At 52.5% G+C, this 19,441-nt stretch carries 15 protein-coding genes; 4 read left to right on the top strand and 11 right to left on the bottom strand.

The annotated features are described in order from the left end of the window. The first annotated feature begins 26 nt into the window (after positions 1-26). The 3 genes from asnS (at position 27) to aspC (ending at position 4,475) form a co-directional block, all read left to right on the top strand. On the top strand, positions 27-1,427 hold the full coding sequence (gene asnS / locus OGV52_RS06260) for an asparagine--tRNA ligase (RefSeq protein ID WP_016152464.1): 1,401 nt from the start codon (positions 27-29) through the stop codon (positions 1,425-1,427). 600 nt (positions 1,428-2,027) lie between these two features. Continuing rightward, on the top strand, positions 2,028-3,101 hold the full coding sequence (ompF, locus tag OGV52_RS06255) for a porin OmpF (RefSeq protein ID WP_155574100.1): 1,074 nt from the start codon (positions 2,028-2,030) through the stop codon (positions 3,099-3,101). Positions 3,102-3,284: 183 nt separating this feature from the next. Further along, positions 3,285-4,475, top strand: a complete 1,191-nt coding sequence (gene aspC / locus OGV52_RS06250; protein ID WP_287108243.1) for an aspartate transaminase — start codon at positions 3,285-3,287, stop codon at positions 4,473-4,475. 54 nt (positions 4,476-4,529) lie between these two features. On the opposite strand, the gene OGV52_RS06245 is transcribed toward aspC, so the two are convergent. The 7 genes from OGV52_RS06245 to cmoM form a co-directional block, all read right to left on the bottom strand. Then, complete coding sequence (locus OGV52_RS06245; protein WP_287108241.1) at positions 4,530-5,177, bottom strand: MBL fold metallo-hydrolase; 648 nt, start codon at positions 5,175-5,177, stop codon at positions 4,530-4,532. Between the two features lie 28 nt (positions 5,178-5,205). Next, on the bottom strand, positions 5,206-5,754 hold the full coding sequence (gene mepK, locus OGV52_RS06240; RefSeq protein WP_016152461.1) for a peptidoglycan L,D-endopeptidase MepK: 549 nt from the start codon (positions 5,752-5,754) through the stop codon (positions 5,206-5,208). Positions 5,755-5,931: 177 nt separating this feature from the next. After that, positions 5,932-7,683: a L,D-transpeptidase gene (gene ldtD, locus OGV52_RS06235; protein ID WP_279263425.1), complete on the bottom strand. Its 1,752-nt coding sequence runs from the start codon at positions 7,681-7,683 to the stop codon at positions 5,932-5,934. 255 nt (positions 7,684-7,938) lie between these two features. After that, a complete protein-coding gene (gene mukB / locus OGV52_RS06230; protein ID WP_016156124.1) occupies positions 7,939-12,399 on the bottom strand; it encodes a chromosome partition protein MukB in 4,461 nt (1,486 codons plus the stop codon). Next, the gene (mukE, locus tag OGV52_RS06225) at positions 12,399-13,103 is read right to left on the bottom strand and encodes a chromosome partition protein MukE (RefSeq protein WP_016152457.1); all 705 of its coding nucleotides are present in this window, start codon (positions 13,101-13,103) and stop codon (positions 12,399-12,401) included. The genes mukB and mukE overlap by 1 nt, the downstream gene beginning before the upstream one ends. Beyond that, the gene (gene mukF / locus OGV52_RS06220; RefSeq protein ID WP_016156123.1) at positions 13,084-14,406 is read right to left on the bottom strand and encodes a chromosome partition protein MukF; all 1,323 of its coding nucleotides are present in this window, start codon (positions 14,404-14,406) and stop codon (positions 13,084-13,086) included. Before mukF ends, mukE begins: the two co-directional genes overlap by 20 nt. After that, the gene (gene cmoM / locus OGV52_RS06215; RefSeq protein WP_287108239.1) at positions 14,399-15,202 is read right to left on the bottom strand and encodes a tRNA uridine 5-oxyacetic acid(34) methyltransferase CmoM; all 804 of its coding nucleotides are present in this window, start codon (positions 15,200-15,202) and stop codon (positions 14,399-14,401) included. Before cmoM ends, mukF begins: the two co-directional genes overlap by 8 nt. A 135-nt stretch (positions 15,203-15,337) precedes the next feature. On the opposite strand from cmoM, the gene elyC reads away from it, so the two are divergent. Then, positions 15,338-16,102, top strand: coding sequence for an envelope biogenesis factor ElyC (gene elyC, locus OGV52_RS06210; RefSeq protein ID WP_047501165.1), 765 nt, complete (start codon positions 15,338-15,340; stop codon positions 16,100-16,102). 35 nt (positions 16,103-16,137) lie between these two features. On the opposite strand, the gene OGV52_RS06205 is transcribed toward elyC, so the two are convergent. From OGV52_RS06205 to OGV52_RS06190, 4 genes are all read right to left on the bottom strand, one after another. Beyond that, positions 16,138-17,031, bottom strand: coding sequence for a YcbJ family phosphotransferase (locus OGV52_RS06205; RefSeq protein WP_016156120.1), 894 nt, complete (start codon positions 17,029-17,031; stop codon positions 16,138-16,140). A gap of 163 nt (positions 17,032-17,194) precedes the next feature. Continuing rightward, on the bottom strand, positions 17,195-17,941 hold the full coding sequence (gene kdsB, locus OGV52_RS06200) for a 3-deoxy-manno-octulosonate cytidylyltransferase (protein WP_287108237.1): 747 nt from the start codon (positions 17,939-17,941) through the stop codon (positions 17,195-17,197). Continuing rightward, positions 17,938-18,120: a protein YcaR gene (ycaR, locus tag OGV52_RS06195; RefSeq protein WP_003035793.1), complete on the bottom strand. Its 183-nt coding sequence runs from the start codon at positions 18,118-18,120 to the stop codon at positions 17,938-17,940. Before ycaR ends, kdsB begins: the two co-directional genes overlap by 4 nt. Positions 18,121-18,171: 51 nt before the next feature. Next, positions 18,172-19,404, bottom strand: a complete 1,233-nt coding sequence (locus OGV52_RS06190) for a winged helix-turn-helix domain-containing protein (protein ID WP_141875036.1) — start codon at positions 19,402-19,404, stop codon at positions 18,172-18,174. Positions 19,405-19,441: the final 37 nt, after the last annotated feature.

Raw genomic sequence — 19,441 nt, 5'->3', positions numbered from 1 at the left:
ATCCGACTATTAACAGAGAGAATATTATGAGCGTTGTGCCTGTAGCCGACGTACTCCAGGGCCGCGTAGCCGTTGACAGCGAAGTCACCGTGCGCGGATGGGTGCGTACCCGCCGAGATTCAAAAGCTGGCATCTCCTTCCTCGCCGTTTATGACGGTTCCTGCTTTGATCCTGTACAGGCCGTCATCAATAATTCTCTGCCCAATTACAATCAGGACGTACTGCGCCTGACGACGGGTTGTTCAGTTATCGTAACGGGTAAAGTCGTTGCATCACCTGGACAAGGACAGAGCTTTGAAATTCAGGCCACTGAGGTTGAAGTAGCCGGCTGGGTTGAAGATCCTGATACCTATCCAATGGCGGCTAAGCGTCACAGCATTGAGTATCTGCGTGAAGTGGCGCACATGCGCCCACGTACCAACATGATTGGTGCCGTCGCGCGTGTACGTCATACGCTGGCGCAAGCGCTGCATCGCTTCTTCCACGAGCAGGGTTTCTTTTGGGTATCGACTCCGCTGATCACCGCTTCCGATACGGAAGGTGCCGGTGAAATGTTCCGCGTGTCTACGCTGGATCTGGAAAACCTGCCGCGTAACGATCAGGGCAAAGTCGATTTCGACAAAGACTTCTTTGGTAAAGAAGCTTTCCTGACCGTTTCCGGTCAGCTGAACGGCGAAACCTACGCCTGTGCTCTGTCCAAAATTTATACCTTTGGCCCGACGTTCCGTGCAGAAAACTCTAATACCAGTCGTCACCTGGCAGAGTTCTGGATGCTGGAACCGGAAGTGGCTTTCGCCGACCTGAACGATGTTGCAGGCCTGGCTGAAGCGATGCTGAAGTACGCGTTCAAAGCCGTACTGGCTGAGCGTGCGGATGATATGAAATTCTTCGCCGAACGTGTCGACAAAGACGCGATTTCACGCCTGGAACGTTTCATTGAGGCTGACTTCGCGCAGGTGGATTACACCGACGCGGTAAGCATTCTGGAAAAATGCGGCAAACAGTTCGAAAACCCGGTTTACTGGGGTGTGGATCTCTCTTCTGAGCACGAACGTTATCTTGCTGAAGAGCACTTTAAAGCGCCGGTCGTCGTTAAAAACTACCCGAAAGATATCAAAGCGTTTTATATGCGCCTCAACGAAGACGGTAAAACCGTTGCAGCAATGGACGTCCTGGCTCCGGGAATCGGTGAAATCATCGGTGGTTCTCAGCGTGAAGAGCGTCTGGACGTACTGGATGCCCGTATGCTGGAAATGGGTCTGAACAAAGAAGATTACTGGTGGTATCGCGACCTGCGTCGCTACGGTACCGTTCCACATTCCGGCTTCGGTTTGGGCTTTGAGCGTTTGATCGCTTACGTGACCGGCGTGCAGAACGTCCGTGACGTTATTCCGTTCCCGCGTACCCCGCGTAACGCCACGTTCTAACCCTGCATTTTTAATACAAAAGCCAGCATTGCTGGCTTTTTTTGTCACCGCTTCACGTTTTGGGATCCCCCTCCCGCGTTTAACACAACCCTTCGCCTTCCCCCTTCCTGTTACGTAATATTTCACCGCAATATATTTGAACAAAAAATAATCAGCGTTTTTATTGTGGATTAGCATTTTCTGATTAAATAGTACATTTTCTGACCATTTGCACGGCATTCCAGACGTCCAGAAATAGCTATCTGTAAACCATGAACTTTATGGCAGAACAGAGAAAAAAGGAGTTTATCTAAATTAAATATAAGAAAATCATATAAATAGAAATAGAAGTGGTGATTTTTAGCGCACGGACATCTGAAATTTGAAGTTGTTCACAAAGTTGCACAAAAATAACATTTTGTTACACACTTTTTCTTTTTGAAACCAAATCTTTATATTTGTAGCACTTTGACGGTAGCGAAACGATAGTTTGAATGGAAAGATGCCTGTCAGACACATAAAGACACCAAACTCTCATCAATAGTTCCGTAAATTTTTATTGACGGAAATTATTGGCGGCAGTGGCAGGTGTCATATAAAAACCGATGAGGGTAATAAATAATGATGAAGCGCAATATTCTGGCAGTGGTTATCCCTGCTCTGCTGGTAGCCGGGGCAGCTAACGCTGCAGAAATCTATAACAAAGATGGCAACAAAGTAGACCTGTACGGTAAAGCAGTAGGTCTGCACTATTTTTCCAAGCACAACGGTGACAATGCCTACGCACCTAATGGCGATCAGACTTACGCCCGTCTTGGTTTCAAAGGGGAAACTCAGATTAACGACCAACTGACCGGTTACGGCCAGTGGGAATACCAGTTCAGCGGCAATAACTCTGAAGGCGGTGATGATGCTCAGAATGGCAACAAAACCCGTCTGGCGTTTGCCGGTCTGAAATTCGGTGATGCAGGCTCCTTCGATTACGGTCGTAACTACGGCGTCGTTTACGATGCACTGGGTTACACCGATATGCTGCCAGAATTCGGTGGTGACACTGCTGCTTCCGACCAGTTCTTCTCCCAGCGTAACGGCGGTCTCGCAACTTACCGTAACTCTAACTTCTTCGGTTTGGTTGAAGGCCTGAACTTCGCTGTTCAGTACCTGGGCAAAAACGAGCGTGATGACGCACGTCGCTCTAACGGTGACGGCGTTGGCGGTTCCGTAAGCTACGAAATGGATGGTTTCGGTATCGTAGGTGCTTACGGTGCAGCTGACCGTACCAACGCGCAAGAGCAACTGACCTATGGTCGCGGCGCGAAAGCTGAGCAGTGGGCGACCGGCGTGAAATACGATGCTAACAACATCTACCTGGCGGCGAACTACAGCGAAACCCGTAACGCAACCCGTATCTCTAACGGTTATGCTAACAAAACTGAAGACGTCCTGTTGGTTGCTCAGTACCAGTTCGACTTCGGCCTGCGTCCGTCCCTCGCCTATACCAAATCTAAAGGTAAGGACATCGAAGGAATCGGCGACGTAGATCTGGTGAACTACTTCGAAGTGGGTGCGACTTACTACTTCAACAAAAACATGTCCACCTATGTTGATTACATCATCAACCAGATCGATTCTGACAACAAACTGGGCGTAGGCTCTGACGACACCGTTGCAGTGGGTATCGTTTACCAGTTCTAATAGCAGACCTCTTTGTTAAATGCCTTAAAAACAGGACTTCGGTCCTGTTTTTTTATCTCTGCTAGCGGATTCTTGCGTCTTAAAAAAACACCTCGGCTTTTCGTCAGTAACGGTTGGCATTTTGTAAATCTACCGTTAACCTGATAGCGGACTTCCCTTCTGTAATCACTATGGAACCTCGTCATGTTTGAGAACATTACTGCCGCTCCTGCCGACCCCATTTTGGGTCTGGCTGATTTGTTTCGTGCCGATGACCGCCCAGGAAAAATAAACCTTGGGATCGGTGTATATAAAGATGAGACAGGCAAAACGCCGGTACTGACCAGCGTTAAAAAAGCCGAGCAATATATACTGGAAAATGAAACCACCAAAAATTACCTTGGCATCGACGGTATTCCAGAGTTTGGTCGCTGCACTCAGGAATTACTGTTTGGTAAAGAAAGTTCGCTTATCAACGACAAACGTGCGCGTACAGCACAGACCCCTGGCGGCACTGGCGCACTGCGTGTGGCCGCTGATTTCCTGGCAAAAAACACCTCAGCTAAACGCGTATGGGTGAGCAATCCAAGCTGGCCAAACCATAAGAGCGTCTTTAACTCTGCCGGTCTGGAAGTTCGTGAATACAACTATTACGATGCCGCGAACCACTCATTAGACTTTGATGCGCTGCTGGCAAGCCTCAGCGAAGCGCAGGCTGGCGACGTGGTGTTATTCCACGGCTGCTGCCATAACCCAACCGGTATCGATCCTACGCTGGAGCAGTGGCAAACGCTGGCTCAGCTTTCTGTCGAAAAAGATTGGTTGCCGCTGTTTGACTTCGCATACCAGGGCTTTGCCCGCGGTCTGGAAGAAGATGCTGAAGGTCTGCGCGCATTCGCTGCGCTGCACAAAGAGCTGATCGTCGCCAGCTCCTACTCCAAGAACTTTGGTCTGTACAATGAGCGCGTAGGCGCCTGTACGCTGGTTGCAGCCGATGCTGAAACCGTCGACCGCGCGTTTAGCCAGATGAAATCCGTCATTCGTGCCAACTATTCCAACCCACCAGCACACGGTGCGTCGGTTGTGGCAACCATCCTGAGCAACGATGCCCTGCGCGCTATCTGGGAGCAGGAACTGACTGATATGCGTCAACGCATCCAACGCATGCGTTTGCTGTTTGTGAATACGCTGCAAGAGAAAGGTGCGAACCGCGATTTCAGCTTTATCATCAAACAGAACGGCATGTTCTCATTCAGCGGCCTGACCAAAGAGCAGGTTCTGCGTCTGCGTGAAGAGTTTGGTGTCTATGCCGTCGCTTCCGGACGTGTGAACGTAGCAGGAATGACGCCAGATAACATGGCGCCGCTGTGCGAAGCGATTGTCGCAGTACTGTAATCTATCGCGTACTAAAAAGGCCGCAATAGCGGCCTTTTTCATTTATCTGCGGTGTTACCAGACTGGCATTTCATCCTGCAGGAACGGATTATGTAGCCGTTCGTTGCCCAACGTCGAAAGTGGGCCGTGACCCGGAATAAACGTCACGTCATCGCCTAACGGCAACAGTTTACGTTTAATCGAATCAATCAATTGACTATGATCTCCGCGAGGAAAATCGCTGCGCCCAACGCCGCCTTTGAAAATCACGTCACCAGAAATCAGTAGCTTCGATTGTTCATCAAGGAAGACCACATGTCCCGGCGTGTGGCCCGGGCAATGCAGTATCTGCAACGTCACGTTACCCACGCTTACCCGGTCGCCTTCATTCAACCAGCGATCGGGCGTCAGCGGCTCACAATCGCCCAGGCCAAACATGCGACTCTGAGCAGGAAGTCCTTGTAACCAGAACTCATCTTCTTTTTCCGGACCAATAACCGGTACACCATAATGCTGTGCCAGTTCAGCCGCAGCACCTACGTGATCAAGATGACCATGGGTGAGCAGGATCTGCATTAGCGTCAGGCCACTGGCATCGACTTCCTGTTTGATTTTCTCAGCATCGCCGCCGGGATCGACCAGCGCAGCCAGACGGGTTTGCTCACACCAGATTAACGAGCAGTTCTGGGCGAATGCAGTGACCGGAATAATACGATAGTTCATACGGCTCCTGTTTCATTAAGCTTATGGATCACCAATGACGCGCCGGTCCGGTGTCAATATGCACAAAGTTACTGCGTGGGTAGTATCCTACACCACCTGCGCGCATAGATAACGCAGCTTTGCGAATATTACTTAATGCGATGCCTTCAATATGGAAATCCATGGCCTGCCCTTTCGTGTGGTAGCTTTTCTTTGCCACACCGCGGCTGTGCGCACGTAATTCATTATTGGTATCAATAGAGCGGTAACCAGAAATAAGCTGTACGGGTTTACGCGTGCCCAGCAGGCCCTGCAGACGGAAGAGTTGATCGAACAATCCCGGATCGATGGATTTCACTTTATTCGCACGAAAATCACGGAAAAAGTGATTAAGTTTAGCTAATTCGTCCTGAATATAGCCCCTGCCATCAAAAAACTCTGCTTTTATTGACTCACCGGTATGCAGGTTATTCAGAGTCAAAATGCGCGGACGTGGGGTAGAGAGTGTAGCAAACGCAGGCGTAGGCAAGATGGCAGCGCCGAGGGCAATGCCACCAAGCGCCAGCAGTTTGCGGCGATTAGCGTCAAATTTGTCCATGGTTTTAAGGTCTACAAGGTCAATGTTATCGTATGTATGCTCTAGCGCACGCGGGAAACCTTATCTGGCTAAGTAGTCCACGTCAAGGCTCCCAACCCCAGGAAATACGGGGCTTGCAGCCATTTCGCCCCGTTTCCAGCATAACTTACGACAATTATTTTCCTCGAACTGCTTCATTTATCTGATTAATTGTTCAGCTTTTGACATAATTTGTGCACTGGATCGCGCTGTCTGATCGTAATTGTAAATATCTGTACGATACTGCGTGCGACCATCCGGGCCAACAAATGCGGTCAGATAGTAGAGGTTGACGGGGATATTCTGGCGAATATTCACGTACCTTGTATCCCCTTGCTTCAGGGCATCCGAGATGCGCGTATCATTCCACCCCGCATCCTGTAGCAGCATATTCGCCAGCTCAGATGCCTTGTTCACGCGCACGCACCCGGAGCTTAACGCCCGCGAATCCTTCTGGAACAGAGTGTGGTTCGGCGTATCGTGCAGATAAATAGCATCCGAACTCGGCATATTGAATTTATAGCGTCCGAGCGAGTTACGCGCTCCCGGAGCCTGCTGGAAGCGGAACGGCAGATTGGAGGCGGTGATGGTGGCCCAGTCAACCTGCCACGGATCTATCGTCTCTTTGCTGTTCCAGCCGCGCATTACGGTATAGCCGTGACGCTCAAGATACCCCGGGTCATTCCAAACCTTAGGCAGAATATCCTTCCGGGCCAGCGTCGGCGGCACGTTCCACGGCGGGTTAACGACCACGTTATTCAGCGCACTGCTCATCATCGGCGTTTTACGATCGGGACGTCCGACGATAACGCGCGAGGCCAGTACCTGATTGCCGTTTTGATAATACACCAGCGAGTAGGCAGGAATATTCACCATAATACCGGTAGACAGCGTACCCGGCAGCAGGCGCAAGCGCTGAATATTTAACGCCAGCACGCCCGCACGTTGAGCGGGCGTCACGTTCAGCCAGTCACGCGTGGCAGGGCCAATCGCGCCATCGGCCCCAAGCCCCTGCCACGTCTGAAATCGCTTAACCGCGTCAACAAGTTCACGATCGTAAGCGCTACGGCCTTCTTTGGCAGCCGTACTGACAACAGATTCCAGCATCCCGGTGCGGCGCAAAATTTCACGCAGCGCAGGGATGTCGTTACTCCACTCCCCCGGACGCAGCGTCGCGGTACTGGTCAGTTGCGGCCAGGGCCGCGTATCACCCACCAGTTTGAGCAGCGATTCATGCATTGCTGCGTACTGCGGATGTTGCGGTGCCAGGCTGGCGACAAACGAAGTCAGTTGACCGTTATCCAGCGCGACTTGCCATTGGTTGATCACGGAAATCGGCGGCGTCGTCAGCGCATAGGGCTTATCGCTATAGAGCCAGCGATTACCTTTGACGGGGATGTTGGCAATAAAGTGCAGATATCCCATCATCGCATCTGAGAGCACGATATCTCGCGCCTGACCGGTTACTGCCGGGTCAGTCAGTAGAGCAACCCAGGTGGTGAACTGCGGCTGAAAGCCGGCAATCGCCACTTCAGCTAACTGTTGCTGAAAGGCTTTTACCGCATCACGATTTTCCCACATCGGTTTCATTTCGCGTGCGGCATACAGCAGTTCCAGTTGGCTCATATAAACCGGTGTGAAGCCCGCTGGAAGTTGAGATTGTAATTCGGCGCGGGCTTTATCAACTGACACGCCCTCGGGCAGCGGTTGGATACCTGCCATGATAGCCGTCGCGGAAGATTGAGCCTGCGGCTGCGATAACGCTGTTGGCTGTTCACTGACGGTCGCTGAGCTATCGCCTGGGATCATTTCAGGCTCATCGGCCTGCGCATTGAACAGTGGAGCGAATGTTACGGCCAGGCACAAACTAATTGCCGACAGCCGACGACCACACATTTTATTAAGCAACATCCCTTGCCCCCTGTTTTTTATCATACTTTGAGTAGCCAGGCCGTATGTCTTCCCCTTATTTTGGCGGGGCCGAACCTGTAAAACGCCAATACAAGCTGAAGTATGACGAGCAAGCCTGTGACGCGTTAGGCTTACCTTTAGTATATAAACATGAAAAAATTTTTGCCTAACCTAATGTAAAGAAGTTTAAAGAAATTACACCAGTTATTGAGAATTTTCGGAAGAAAAGAAGGCGGCCATTTAGCCGCCTTTTATTTAGCTTGCCTGCGAGGAGGCATCTTCGGTGCCAGGCAGCGGCTCAGGTAACTGAGGCGCAAACCCGCGCAGACCTACCACGTGAACGTGTTCGGTGTTCTGGAAGACTTTACGCACCAGTTTGTAGGTGGTGCCTTTCTCCGGGCTAATGTTTTCTGGGGCTGCGATAATCAGCTGCATTTGCAGACGCTCGCACAGTTCAAACAGAGTCGCGATAGAGCGTGCATCAAGTCGCGCAGCTTCATCAAGGAACAGCAGACGGCAAGGAGAAATATCTTTCCCGCGCAGTCTACGCCCTTCGTCTTCCCAGCTTTGCACAACCATCACCAGAATAGACATCCCGGTCCCGATCGCTTCACCGGTTGACAGCGCGCCAGATTCAGCACGCAGCCAGCCGTCAGAGCCACGGTTAACTTCAACTTCCATTTCCAGATAGTTACGGTAATCCAGCAGTTCTTCACCGATGGTTTGCGGCGTACGTTGCCCCATATCAATCTGCGGATTCAGACGCTGATACAACTTCGCCAGCGCTTCAGAGAAGGTCAGACGATTGCTGTTAAACAGATCCTGGTGCTGCTCATGCTGTTCGGAAAGTACGTCCAGCAAGGTAGCATGCGTCTCGCGTACGTTGACGTTCAGACGAACGCTGTTTACCTGGCCAAACGACACGCTTTGCAGCCCCTGGTTCAGCATGCGAATACGGTTCTGTTCGCGCTGAATGGTCTTACGAATGATATTCGCCACGCTGCGAGAGCTGATCGCCAGTTTCTGTTCGCGAGACGTTAATTCTTCCGTCAGACGGCTCAGCTCAATCTCCATCTGTTCGATCGCTTCAACCGGATCGTCGGTACGGATGATATCCTGGCGAATACGTTCACGCAGATGCTGATAAACCGCGACAAAGAACTGAATTTTACGCTCTGGGCGTTTTGGATCTTCAGACATGCGCAGTACATCGCGCAGGTGTTCGTTATCCGCAACCGCCAGGCGCAGCGCACCAAGCGCCTTATCCGACATCGAGCGCAGTTCATCACCGGAAAGATACGCCAGCTCACGACGGTGCAGGCGGCGTTCAACGCCGTTATCTTTCACCATCCGCATCACCGCACACCATCCGGCTTTCGCGGTAACCACCTGCTCGCGCATCTCAAAATAATCACGTTCCAGCTTGCGCAGCCTGCGGGTCAGGTTTTCCATCTCCGCTTCGCAGAAGGTCAACGCTTTTTCCAGTTGGTTACGGCGCGCACGGTTGTTGCTGAGCTGCGCATGCAGTTCATCACGACGAATACGCGCGCGCTCTTCTGCACCGCTGTCCGCACGAACGCCAATATCCTGCAGTTCACGTTGTAAATCGTTAAGCAGCTCTTTTTTGGTGTCATAGGAGCTTTTCAGCGACGCCATGACCTGGTTGTACTGGCTTAACTGTGCGGCGTGACTGCGTAGCGCTTCACGGGCGCGGGTACGTTCAGCTTCCGCCAGTTCCAGGCGCTCACGCAGTTTTTCGTTCAGATCGCTGTTGCCGCTAAGCATTTCAGCAGAGTCGGAATAGCTAAAGTGCGCCCGGCGCTGCACCACTTCGGTCAGAGCAAAAGCTTGCTGACGCGCATCGCGCTGCATCTGTTGGGAATACGCGTAGTCTTCCTTCAGTTGTTCAAACTGCTCAGGGTCATTTTGCAGGACCGAAACAATCGGTTCCAGTTTGGCTAACTGGTTGCCATGTTGCTGTACAAAACGCGCTGCTTCCTGGGCTTCATCCAGGCGCTCACGAATTTCGTCCACGCGATCGGCCAGCGTGTCATCCGCCAGCAGATTCAAACGCGGGAGAAGGCGGTTAAGAGCAGAGACCCCCTCTTTCGCCTGCTCAAACTGCATACGGCTTTGCTGATTATCATTTTCATGATTGCTCAGCGCACGTTCCAGTTCAACGCGACGGCCATTCAGTTGGCGAATTTCCGCTTCCGGATCGGCTTCAAACGCCACCGACAAATGACTGCCAATGAAACGACTGAACGCCTGATGCAGACGCTGGGTTTTCTGGACGTCAAAGGAGAGCGTTGCGAAACGTTCAGACAGCCCTTCACGCTCGGCATGCAGGGTTTCGATACGGCTTTCGCGCGCTGCACGGCCAAAAATCGGCACCGTCGGGAAGCGGGAATAACGCCACTGACGCTCGGCGGTTTTCACCACTACCGCTTTTTCCAGCTCATCAACGCTGAAAACGCTGTCATCAAACGACTGCGGATCCCCTTCGATGAAATAGAGATCTTCCGGACAATCCGTCAGCCCTTCAAGCTGCTCGGTAATCAGCGACAGATCCGGCACCACGATGGCATGACGCGAAGGACCGTACAGCGCAGAGAAGTACGGCGCATCTTCAAGGCTAACGTCGTCATAGATTTCTGACAGTAGAACGCCACCGAAGCGCTCCGCCAGCGCGTTCAGACGCTGATCTTCCGCCCCGCCCGGCTGACTTAAACGTTCAATTTCTTCATCAACTGCATTTTTGCGCGCACCGACTTCATCACGCTCAACAATGGCTTCACGCTCGCGCTCCAGCAGTTGTTGCAGATACTCGGTCACATCCTGGCTTGAGGTAAACTCTTCGCCACACTGCTCGCTAAGCTGATTCAGGCTATTCTGCGCGGCCAGCCAGACAGGCGCACGTTTCATCAGATGCTGGATACGAGACTGCAGCTGTTCCTGCTCCTGACGCAACGTCATACGCTGTTCGCTGGCAGAAGAGACGCTGTCCGACAAGGCGGCGATGCGTGCTTCCAGCTCCTGGTGCAGCGCTTCCAGCTCATCGATATCGAACTGTTTACCCTGACGCTTGCAGAATTCAGCCAGCAGACGTTCGGCGTCTTGCTGTTCGCGCAGACGCTGCTCCAGTTCGCTGAGTCGCATACGCAACGGCTGAACCTGTTCCGCCAGGTGGCGCTGTTCAACGCCTTCCCGCAGCAGTTCACGCGCCACGCTCCAGGCTTCACCACGCGCCAGCGGGCCATTGATAGCCGCCACCAGCTGATAAGCCTGTTCGAACTGGCTGTGCGCGGTTTGCGCCACGCTCATTTTTTGTTCCAGCGTCAGCAGTTTTTCAGTGGCTTCCTGCTCTTTAGCCTGGAAGGTTTCCAGCCATTCAGCAGCGCTGTCGGCGGTCAGATCCGGTAAGTGGCAGAGCTCTTTCGCCCGATTCAGCGCCTGGATCGCCTGGGTATATTGGATGGCTCGCGTTTGCTGGACGTCCAGCGCTTGCTGATAATCGGCAAGCTGGCTTTTCAGCTCATCCACTTCCAGTTCCGCGGCTTCTGCGCGGGCTTCGTTTTCATCCTGGCGGTCAACGGCTTCCGCGACCACCTCATTTTGTTCTTCGAGACGGACCTGCAGTTCTTCGAGATCCGCTTCGTAGCGTTCAATTTTTTCCTGCTGACGCAGCGCGGTTTGCACCAGATTCAGGTGATCGCTCGCGGCCTGGTAATCAGCTTCCAGATCGCCTTCCGCGCCGTTATGCTCGCCCAGTTCGCGCGCCATATCCACGTGCTTATACTGCTCAGCGGCCAGCTGCTTACGTGAAGTATGCAGCTCACGACGATATTCCAGCGCTTTATCAAGATGGATACGACGTTCGTTGGCGTGACGCATATAATCCGCGGCCACATAGTTGGTCGCTTCGCTGATCAAATGCTTAAACAGATCGCGGTCAGACTGAGTTACGCGAATCGCTTCCAGCGTCATGCGGTTTTCACGCAGCGCAGCTTCCATATCCTGGAAGGCTTTACGTACGCCGCTGTTTTCCGGCAGCAGGTAGTCACGCAGTGAACGGGTAATGGCACTGGAGATCCCGCCGTACAGCGAGGCTTCAATCAGACGATAGAATTTACTACGGTCAGACGCGGAACGCAGACGACGGGCGATGATGCCCAGATCGAACATCAGTGAGTGATAATCGGTGATTGAGTTGAACTGTTTAAACTGCACGCCTTCCATCTCATCAAGCTTCTCTTTCAGCTCAGAGAGGGACAGCACGCGCGCCTGGCGTTCATTCAGCGTTTCCGTCACCAGTTGGGTTGGCTGCACCGACATCGGCAGTCCCTGAATGGCAAACGGTTTGATATCCACTTTACGATCGCGACCGGCAACCTGTTGCAGACGCACCCCCACGACCACGCGCTGATGGCGCGAGTTGAGGACGTCGAGCATTGAGTAACAGACGCCCGCTTTCAACTTACCGTGCAGGCCCTTATCACGTGAACCACTGGTTGCACCGGCTTCGGTGGTGTTACGGAAATGCAGCAGGGTTAAGTCCGGGATGAGCGCTGTAACAAATGCCGCCATGGTGGTGGACTTACCCGCACCGTTACCGCCGGACAGCGTGGTAACCAGTTCATCAAGGTCGAATGTACGGGCAAAAAAACCATTCCAGTTAATCAGCGTAAGTGAGCGAAATTTACCGCGTTCAATCATTATTCTTCTTCTCCACTGTCCGGCTGATTCTCTTCGGGCTCATCGTTGAGCTGCAGGCGGTTCTCGACCGGCATCGCTTCGCCATCACGAATTAAGCGACGCTGCGCTTCGCGCGGATCGTCACCGCTGCGCACGTCCGCGCCAAAGCGGAAGACTGATTCCGTAATACGGAATTTGCTGCTGTCGTGACCCATAAACCACACCATGCCTAAACGGCGCAGACGGTTTAGCGAAGAACGAACTTTTTCCTGTAGCTTCTGGCGATCAACATCCGAACCGGTTGAACGGTTGTTCACCAGTTTCAGCAGCTTCGCTTCATCAGCCAGCGTTAGCAGTTCGTCGTACAACTCTTGCTGGGTAAAAATCCCTTCGTTCGCCAGGCGTTCCGGGCTGAGATAGAGATAGCAAAGAATTTTACCGACCATCATGTCCAGTTCAGACAGGACCGAACGGGGGATGAGCGTCGTTGAACGCGGGCGAAGGTAGAAGAACCCTTCCGGCGCACGGATCAATTCCACGTTATAGCGGCTGTAAAACTCTTCAAAATATTCCTGAAAATCCATCAGGAAGGCATGATTATCCAGTTCATCCAGACCGATATGGCGGCCCGAACGTAAGGCGCTGTCCAGCGCCGGAAATAACGGATTCGCCAGCGCCTGCGCCAGCTTTACCGGCATCACTTGTTCAATATTTGTCAATGACATGCGCCTGTACCTTGGCTCCGTAATCATTAATCGGCTGCCATTTGGCTGGCAGTCCGGTGAAGTCTGCTTGCGCTACGCCAAGGCGTACCGCCTGATCGATAACTATGCGCGCGACGTCGAAATGACGCGCACGTGGGTATTGCGCCAGATACTCGCGCACGACCAAACCGAGATCCAGTGGTGTTTGTCTGGATTTGTAGATAGCTAGCTGTTCTTCGATGATCGCCGCCAACTGTTCACGGATCTCGTTAAATTCTTCATATTCCAGATCTTCCGGAAGCTCGCCGGTGACCTCTTCGTCACGCAGCACCATCTCTTCGTCACGCATATCCAGCAGACGATCGGCGTTGGCATAGGTTAGCGCCCACGGATCGTCAAAGTATGTCTGCACGGACTGGCGCAAACGCTGGGCAAAGACGCGGTTTTTATCCATATCGATCGCGGTACGGATAAACTTATGCACGTGACGATCGTAGCCGATCCATAAATCAATGGACTGCTGACCCCAACTGATAATGCGGTCGAGCTTACTTTGTAAGTCAAACACCAACCGATCGACGAAATGCAAATCGTCATGCGTCATCGTGGCGTCCTGGATGTGTAACAGGTGAGCCTGTAGCTTATCCCCCGCCGCTTCCAGCGTATCCTGCAGTTCACGCAGCGTACCAGACGTTTCAGAGAGCAGCAGTTCACAGCTGGAGATCGCCGCCCGCCAGTCTTTATTAAGCAACTGTGCGATGTCGTCTTTTACCTGCTGTTGCTGTTCATCCATGATGCGCTGGGTCAGATCGATACTGTCGAAAATCTCCGCCACCGAGTATTTCAATGGCGCGTAGACGTTGCGATGCCAGTGGAACTCATCGCCACCTTCCGCTGCCGCATCCGCCGCGCGCTTTAGTTCACCAGCAACAATCGACAGCTGCATTGAAAGACGTAGCGTAGAGAATTCACGCTGACGAATGTAGTAATCCGTGATGCCAATTCCCAATGGCGTTAAACGATATATAGCGTTGCCTTCCGCCTGCTCGCTGGTAAAGCGGTTCAGCAGACGTTGACGCACCATATCGTTGATCGCGTTGTTGGCGCGTACGCCGATGGTTTCGCTGGTTTGCTCAAACGCATCACTCACATGGCGGAACGCATCCACCAGCTCACCTTCACTCATCTCGCCGTCAAGTCGCTCACCGTTTAAGGTCGCGACCGCCAGCAGGAACGAAAGTCTGTCTACCGGCAGAGAGATGGAGAAGTCATTTTTTCTGGCCCAGGCAACCAGTTCGGGGACTGTCTGGGAAAATTCACTCATAAATTATCCTTGCATCTGCGGCTCGGGCCGAACTTTTAATCGCGGTGACATGAATATAGCGCCCAAGGCTGATATACGGTTCCTGGCGGCAATAGCGCGTTTCTAACTCAAGTAACATTTCAAAGTCGTCATGCTGTTTATGTTTATCTCGCAGATAATCATGAAACACACGGACGCCCGTTTTACCGGTTATCTGCCAACCGATCTCGTCCAGCCACTGGTAGACCTGCCCCGGAACGCGCGGGTAGTCCGGTGAAAGCGTGCGCTTTTTACGTTTCGGCATCCCCACCTGCACATAGTCAAAGTTCCCTGCGACCATGTTATGCATCAACAGACCGTTAGCATTGTAGAACATTAACGACAGCGCGCCGCCTGAACGCAATACTGACCACAGAGTCTGCAACACGTTGACCGGATCTGTCACCCACTCCAGCACAGCATGAAACAATATCAGATCAACCGGGCTTTCCAAATGCGAAGCAACATCCTGAGCGGCGCATTGTATAAAATGCATGTTCCCGCTCACACCTTTTGCCTCTGCCGCCTGTTGCGCTCGGGCGATCATCTCGCCAGACAGATCGCATAATGTGACGAAATGTCCTCGTTGCGCCATTTTGATGGCCGTTTGCCCTTCACCACCACCGGCATCCAGAATGTGCAGTTTTTGCTCACCGAACGTTTCCAGTAATCGATCCAGATCCTGCCAAAGGATAGCCTGTCTTAATTGACCTTTGGTGGTGCCGTAAATGTTACGGGAAAACTTCTCTGCAATGTCATCAAAATTGCGATCCCGCATCGGGCTCTCCGCATACTGGCTTTAGGGTGACTAAGTAAAACCGCTATTTTGTCACACCCACGCCGAGAATGAACCTTCCTGGTGTAATATCCCTGCAGATCCCCTGCTGTATGGTTAAAAAAGGAACCAAAAAGGATGCTTTTTACGCTGAAGAAAGTGATTGGCGGTATGATGCTGCCGCTGCCATTGATGCTAATTATGATGGGTATTGGCCTGGCGCTGGTCTGGTTCAGTCGCTTTCAAAAAACAGGGAAAGTGTGTATTAGCCTGAGTTGGCTGGCACTGTTACTCCTTAGTTTACAGCCCGTCGCCGACAGCCTGTTGAAACCGATTGAGGACAGTTATCCAACGTGGCAAGGTTCGCAAAAAGTGGAATATATTGTGGTGCTGGGCGGAGGGTATACCTGGAATCCGCAGTGGGCGCCGAGTTCAAATCTGATCAGCAACAGCCTTCCACGTCTGAATGAAGGTATTCGCCTATGGCGCGCAAACCCGGGATCGAAGCTCATCTTTACCGGCGCTGCCGCAAAGACGAATAACGTCAGTACCGCAGAAGCTGGCGCCCGCGTAGCGCAGTCGCTGGGGGTGCCAGCCGATGAAATCATCACCCTGGATCACCCCAAAGATACCGAAGAAGAAGCCGCAGCGGTAAAGAAAGCCATCGGCAATGCGCCGTTCCTGCTGGTAACCTCTGCCTCCCACTTACCGCGGGCGATGATCTTCTTCCAGCAGGCCGGCTTGCATCCGCTGCCAGCGCCAGCCAATCAGTTAGCAATTGATTCACCGCTTAATCCGTGGGAGCGTGCTATACCCTCCCCCGTCTGGTTGATGCATAGCGATCGCGTTGGTTACGAAACCCTGGGACGCATCTGGCAGTGGCTGAAGGGATCGGAACATTGACAGGAATGTTGCCTGATAAGATGTTCACATGTTTATCATGCGAGCCACGGCAGCAATGATTTCGTTGCCAGGTCAAAGTTGGAACGATTAAAGCGTCCGGTGTTGACCAGTTGCGTCACTTCATCCCATAACACGTACAACCAGCGCCGCCAGATGAATGACTCCGCCACTGGCGCGCGCTGCAGGTATTGCCAAAGCAGGCTTTCCGCCAGCGCATTATCCATCAGGCGGAACAGTTCATATTCCCTTGGCGCCCACAGCATCAACCCCGGTCCCACCATAGCCAGAAGCTGATCGCTACGGGCGTCTTTGAGCATGCTACGTAAACTGAAATTACCGTGGATCAGCACGCAGTTATCATTGAATCCTTCAAATAAGGCAGGCAAACACTCACGGGTGCGAAACAGGATCCGCTTGTCCTGCATCGTTAGCCCGGTATTGTTGAACTGATTTAACGTGGTCCACAGCACCTCAACCCGCTGACGATACCAGGATGGCCAGATATTCTCTTGCGTGTTATCCACCATTCCCACGCAGCCAGCACTATCCTGCCGATGCCATGACAGCAGACCTTCTACGATCTGATCTTTTAAATGTTCCCAGCGTTCGGGCGTTCGGGCAGGCGCTTCCACCGGCACTCCACGTAAACGCTCAAGCAGTAGCACATCAGGACCGGGATGTTCCTCGTGGGTTAAGACTCCATAAATGACGGGCATACGCACCGTACCACTGCGCGCCAGCATGGAGGTTTTCCATGCCAACTGCTGCGCCATACCCGGCGTGGTGAAACTTCTCGCCATCAGTGGCATCGGATTTCCCTGGCTGTCGTACAGTGACCACAGGGCCGTATCCACTTTTTCATTCACGCATTCTATACGACTGAGTTTTTCACCCAACAGATGACTGAGTTCGGCACGCAACTGTTCCATTTCGGATTGCCCTCATAAATGCTACTGCTTTCATAATGAGCGTCGTGCAGACAGATGTCACCCGGATGAGATCAATTGATGAAAAGAAAAGTTGCGGGAAAGCGTAACGATATGACACTCCTCCCAAAAATTCGCGTCATCAGGGGGAGTGTCGTGAGAAAAACTAACGCATTTCGGCGCGAACGCGCTCAAGATCTTCGGCAGTGTCTACGCCGGTACCGGGTACTTCTTTTGCGACGGCAACATGAATTTTTTCGCCGTACCACAGCACACGTAGTTGCTCCAGCATTTCAATATGCTCAAGCGGGCTAGGCTGCCAGTTAACATAACGGCGGATAAAACCAGCGCGATAGCCGTAAATACCCAGATGTCGCAGGAAGGTGTCACCCACCGTTTCCAGGCTTTTAGCGAAACGGTCGCGATCCCACGGAATGGTCGCGCGTGAAAAATAGAGCGCATAACCTTCGGCGTCCAGAACGACTTTCACCGCATTCGGATTAAATGCCTCTTCCGCACTGTGAATCGGGGCAGCAAGGGTCGCCATACCGACCTGGCGCTGTGCCAGATTCTCAGCGACCTGGCGAATAATGACCGCCGGGATCATCGGCTCATCACCCTGTACGTTCACAATAACGGTATCATCGCTAAAGCCACATTTCTCGATGACTTCCGCCAGACGCTCCGTACCGGACTGGTGATCGGCGCGGGTCATGCATACTTCCCCCCCCACCGCTTCTACCGCGCGAGCGACATCTTCGTGATCGGTCGCAACAATAATACGTTCAGCGCCAGATTCACGCGCTCGCTCCAGCACATGCACGATCATCGGCTTGCCATTGATATCCAGCAGCGGCTTGCCCGGCAAACGTGTGGACGCATAACGCGCAGGAATAATGACCACAAAACTCATGATTTACTCTCATCAGCAGTCAGAACGCGAGCTTCGGTTTCCAGTAACACGGGAATGCCATCACGCAGTGGGAAAGCAAGGTTATCCAGTTTACAAATCAGTTCCTGTTTTTCCTGGTTAAACCAGAGTTTGCCATTGCATACCGGGCAGGCAATGATTTCAAGCAGACGATGATCCATAGTTCCTCCAGATGGACCGGATTGTGAATCCGTAAATATTAACATAATCGCTTACCGTGCTGGGTCTATTTCCCAACCATGGCGCGCATCAGCAAATAAACCTTCAGGATAGCGTCCCAGCGTCACACGTGTTGCCTGCTGCCAGCGGGCAAAATCATCAATCGCCTGAAACAATCCTTTTTGCAAAGTAACCCCAGGTTTGACGCCATCCTGTAACCACAGCGAAATCACTTCCAGTACGCCTGTTTTGCGGTGCATTTTGGCATCCATCCGCCCAACTAACTGCCCGCGATGCAGCAGCGGCAAGACGAAATAACCATACTGACGTTTCGGTGCTGGCGTGTAGCATTCGAGCCGATAGCTAAAATCGAATAGCTGCTCTGCCCGTTTACGATCCCAGACCACCGGATCAAAGGGTGATAATACTGCGCTATGCGTCGCCGTTAATTTACCCGTCAATGCCTGCTCCAGCAGCGGCTGAAGGTGGCTATGCAGCCACAGGGTTCCTAACCCTTCGACATCGACAGGAATAATCTGTTGCTGCTGTGCACGTACGTTGCACCAGTTTTTTAGCGCCGGGCGCTTCAGGCGATAGTAGTCTGCCAGCCATTGTTCGCGAAAAATCCCCAGACTGCGGGCGCTGTTATCCAGCATGAGGCTTTCAGCTTCTTCCTGTGAAAGCCGGTCGCGTTCATCATCCCAGTGCGGCATGACGCGATGGGTTAAATCATACACTCGCTGGAAATTACGTCGTTCCACCACCATCACTTTCCCGGCGGTGAACAGGCCTTCAAGATGACGCTTATGCGGTTTCCATGCCCACCAGCCGCTGGCCCCCTTGTGCAGATGCTCAAAATCAGCAGAGCGGACTGGTCCGTTATGCTGAATGTGCTGGAGCAGTTGCTCAATCTCATGCGCATGTTCTTTCATCCACTCCGCTTTATATTTCCAGCCCATTTTCTCCGGGGCCAGCATGCGGTGACGTATCAGCATAAAGTCGCTGCGTGGCAAAAAGCAGGCCTCGTGCGCCCAGTATTCCATCAGTTCGCCCCGCTGCAATGCGTCATCCAGCCACTGGGGCGAATAATCACCCAACCGACTAAACAGCACCAGGTAAGGGCTGCGCGCCACAATATTGATGGTATCGATTTGCAATAACGACATGCGCGAAATGGTAGCAAGAATATCTGCTGGGGTTGCCCGACGGCGTGTTTTTTTCAGCAGCCCTTGAGCGGCAAGGTGAAGATGACGGGCATCCGTCAAAGAAAGACGCGGCAACGACATTTATGGCCTCATAAATGATTCGCTGCCGCAGCGTGAA

Origin of the sequence: Citrobacter sp. Cb041, assembly GCF_030336655.1 — a bacterium.
Lineage (GTDB): Bacteria > Pseudomonadota > Gammaproteobacteria > Enterobacterales > Enterobacteriaceae > Citrobacter > Citrobacter braakii.
This window is presented reverse-complemented; position numbering and strand designations above follow the sequence as displayed.

Coding starts and splice junctions, on each gene's coding strand:
- asnS (WP_016152464.1), top strand. CDS start 27: ATGAGCGTTGTGCCTGTAGCCGACGTACTCCAGGGCCGCGTAGCCGTT.
- ompF (WP_155574100.1), top strand. CDS start 2,028: ATGATGAAGCGCAATATTCTGGCAGTGGTTATCCCTGCTCTGCTGGTA.
- aspC (WP_287108243.1), top strand. CDS start 3,285: ATGTTTGAGAACATTACTGCCGCTCCTGCCGACCCCATTTTGGGTCTG.
- OGV52_RS06245 (WP_287108241.1), bottom strand. CDS start 5,177: ATGAACTATCGTATTATTCCGGTCACTGCATTCGCCCAGAACTGCTCG.
- mepK (WP_016152461.1), bottom strand. CDS start 5,754: ATGGACAAATTTGACGCTAATCGCCGCAAACTGCTGGCGCTTGGTGGC.
- ldtD (WP_279263425.1), bottom strand. CDS start 7,683: ATGTTGCTTAATAAAATGTGTGGTCGTCGGCTGTCGGCAATTAGTTTG.
- mukB (WP_016156124.1), bottom strand. CDS start 12,399: ATGATTGAACGCGGTAAATTTCGCTCACTTACGCTGATTAACTGGAAT.
- mukE (WP_016152457.1), bottom strand. CDS start 13,103: ATGTCATTGACAAATATTGAACAAGTGATGCCGGTAAAGCTGGCGCAG.
- mukF (WP_016156123.1), bottom strand. CDS start 14,406: ATGAGTGAATTTTCCCAGACAGTCCCCGAACTGGTTGCCTGGGCCAGA.
- cmoM (WP_287108239.1), bottom strand. CDS start 15,202: ATGCGGGATCGCAATTTTGATGACATTGCAGAGAAGTTTTCCCGTAAC.
- elyC (WP_047501165.1), top strand. CDS start 15,338: ATGCTTTTTACGCTGAAGAAAGTGATTGGCGGTATGATGCTGCCGCTG.
- OGV52_RS06205 (WP_016156120.1), bottom strand. CDS start 17,031: ATGGAACAGTTGCGTGCCGAACTCAGTCATCTGTTGGGTGAAAAACTC.
- kdsB (WP_287108237.1), bottom strand. CDS start 17,941: ATGAGTTTTGTGGTCATTATTCCTGCGCGTTATGCGTCCACACGTTTG.
- ycaR (WP_003035793.1), bottom strand. CDS start 18,120: ATGGATCATCGTCTGCTTGAAATCATTGCCTGCCCGGTATGCAATGGC.
- OGV52_RS06190 (WP_141875036.1), bottom strand. CDS start 19,404: ATGTCGTTGCCGCGTCTTTCTTTGACGGATGCCCGTCATCTTCACCTT.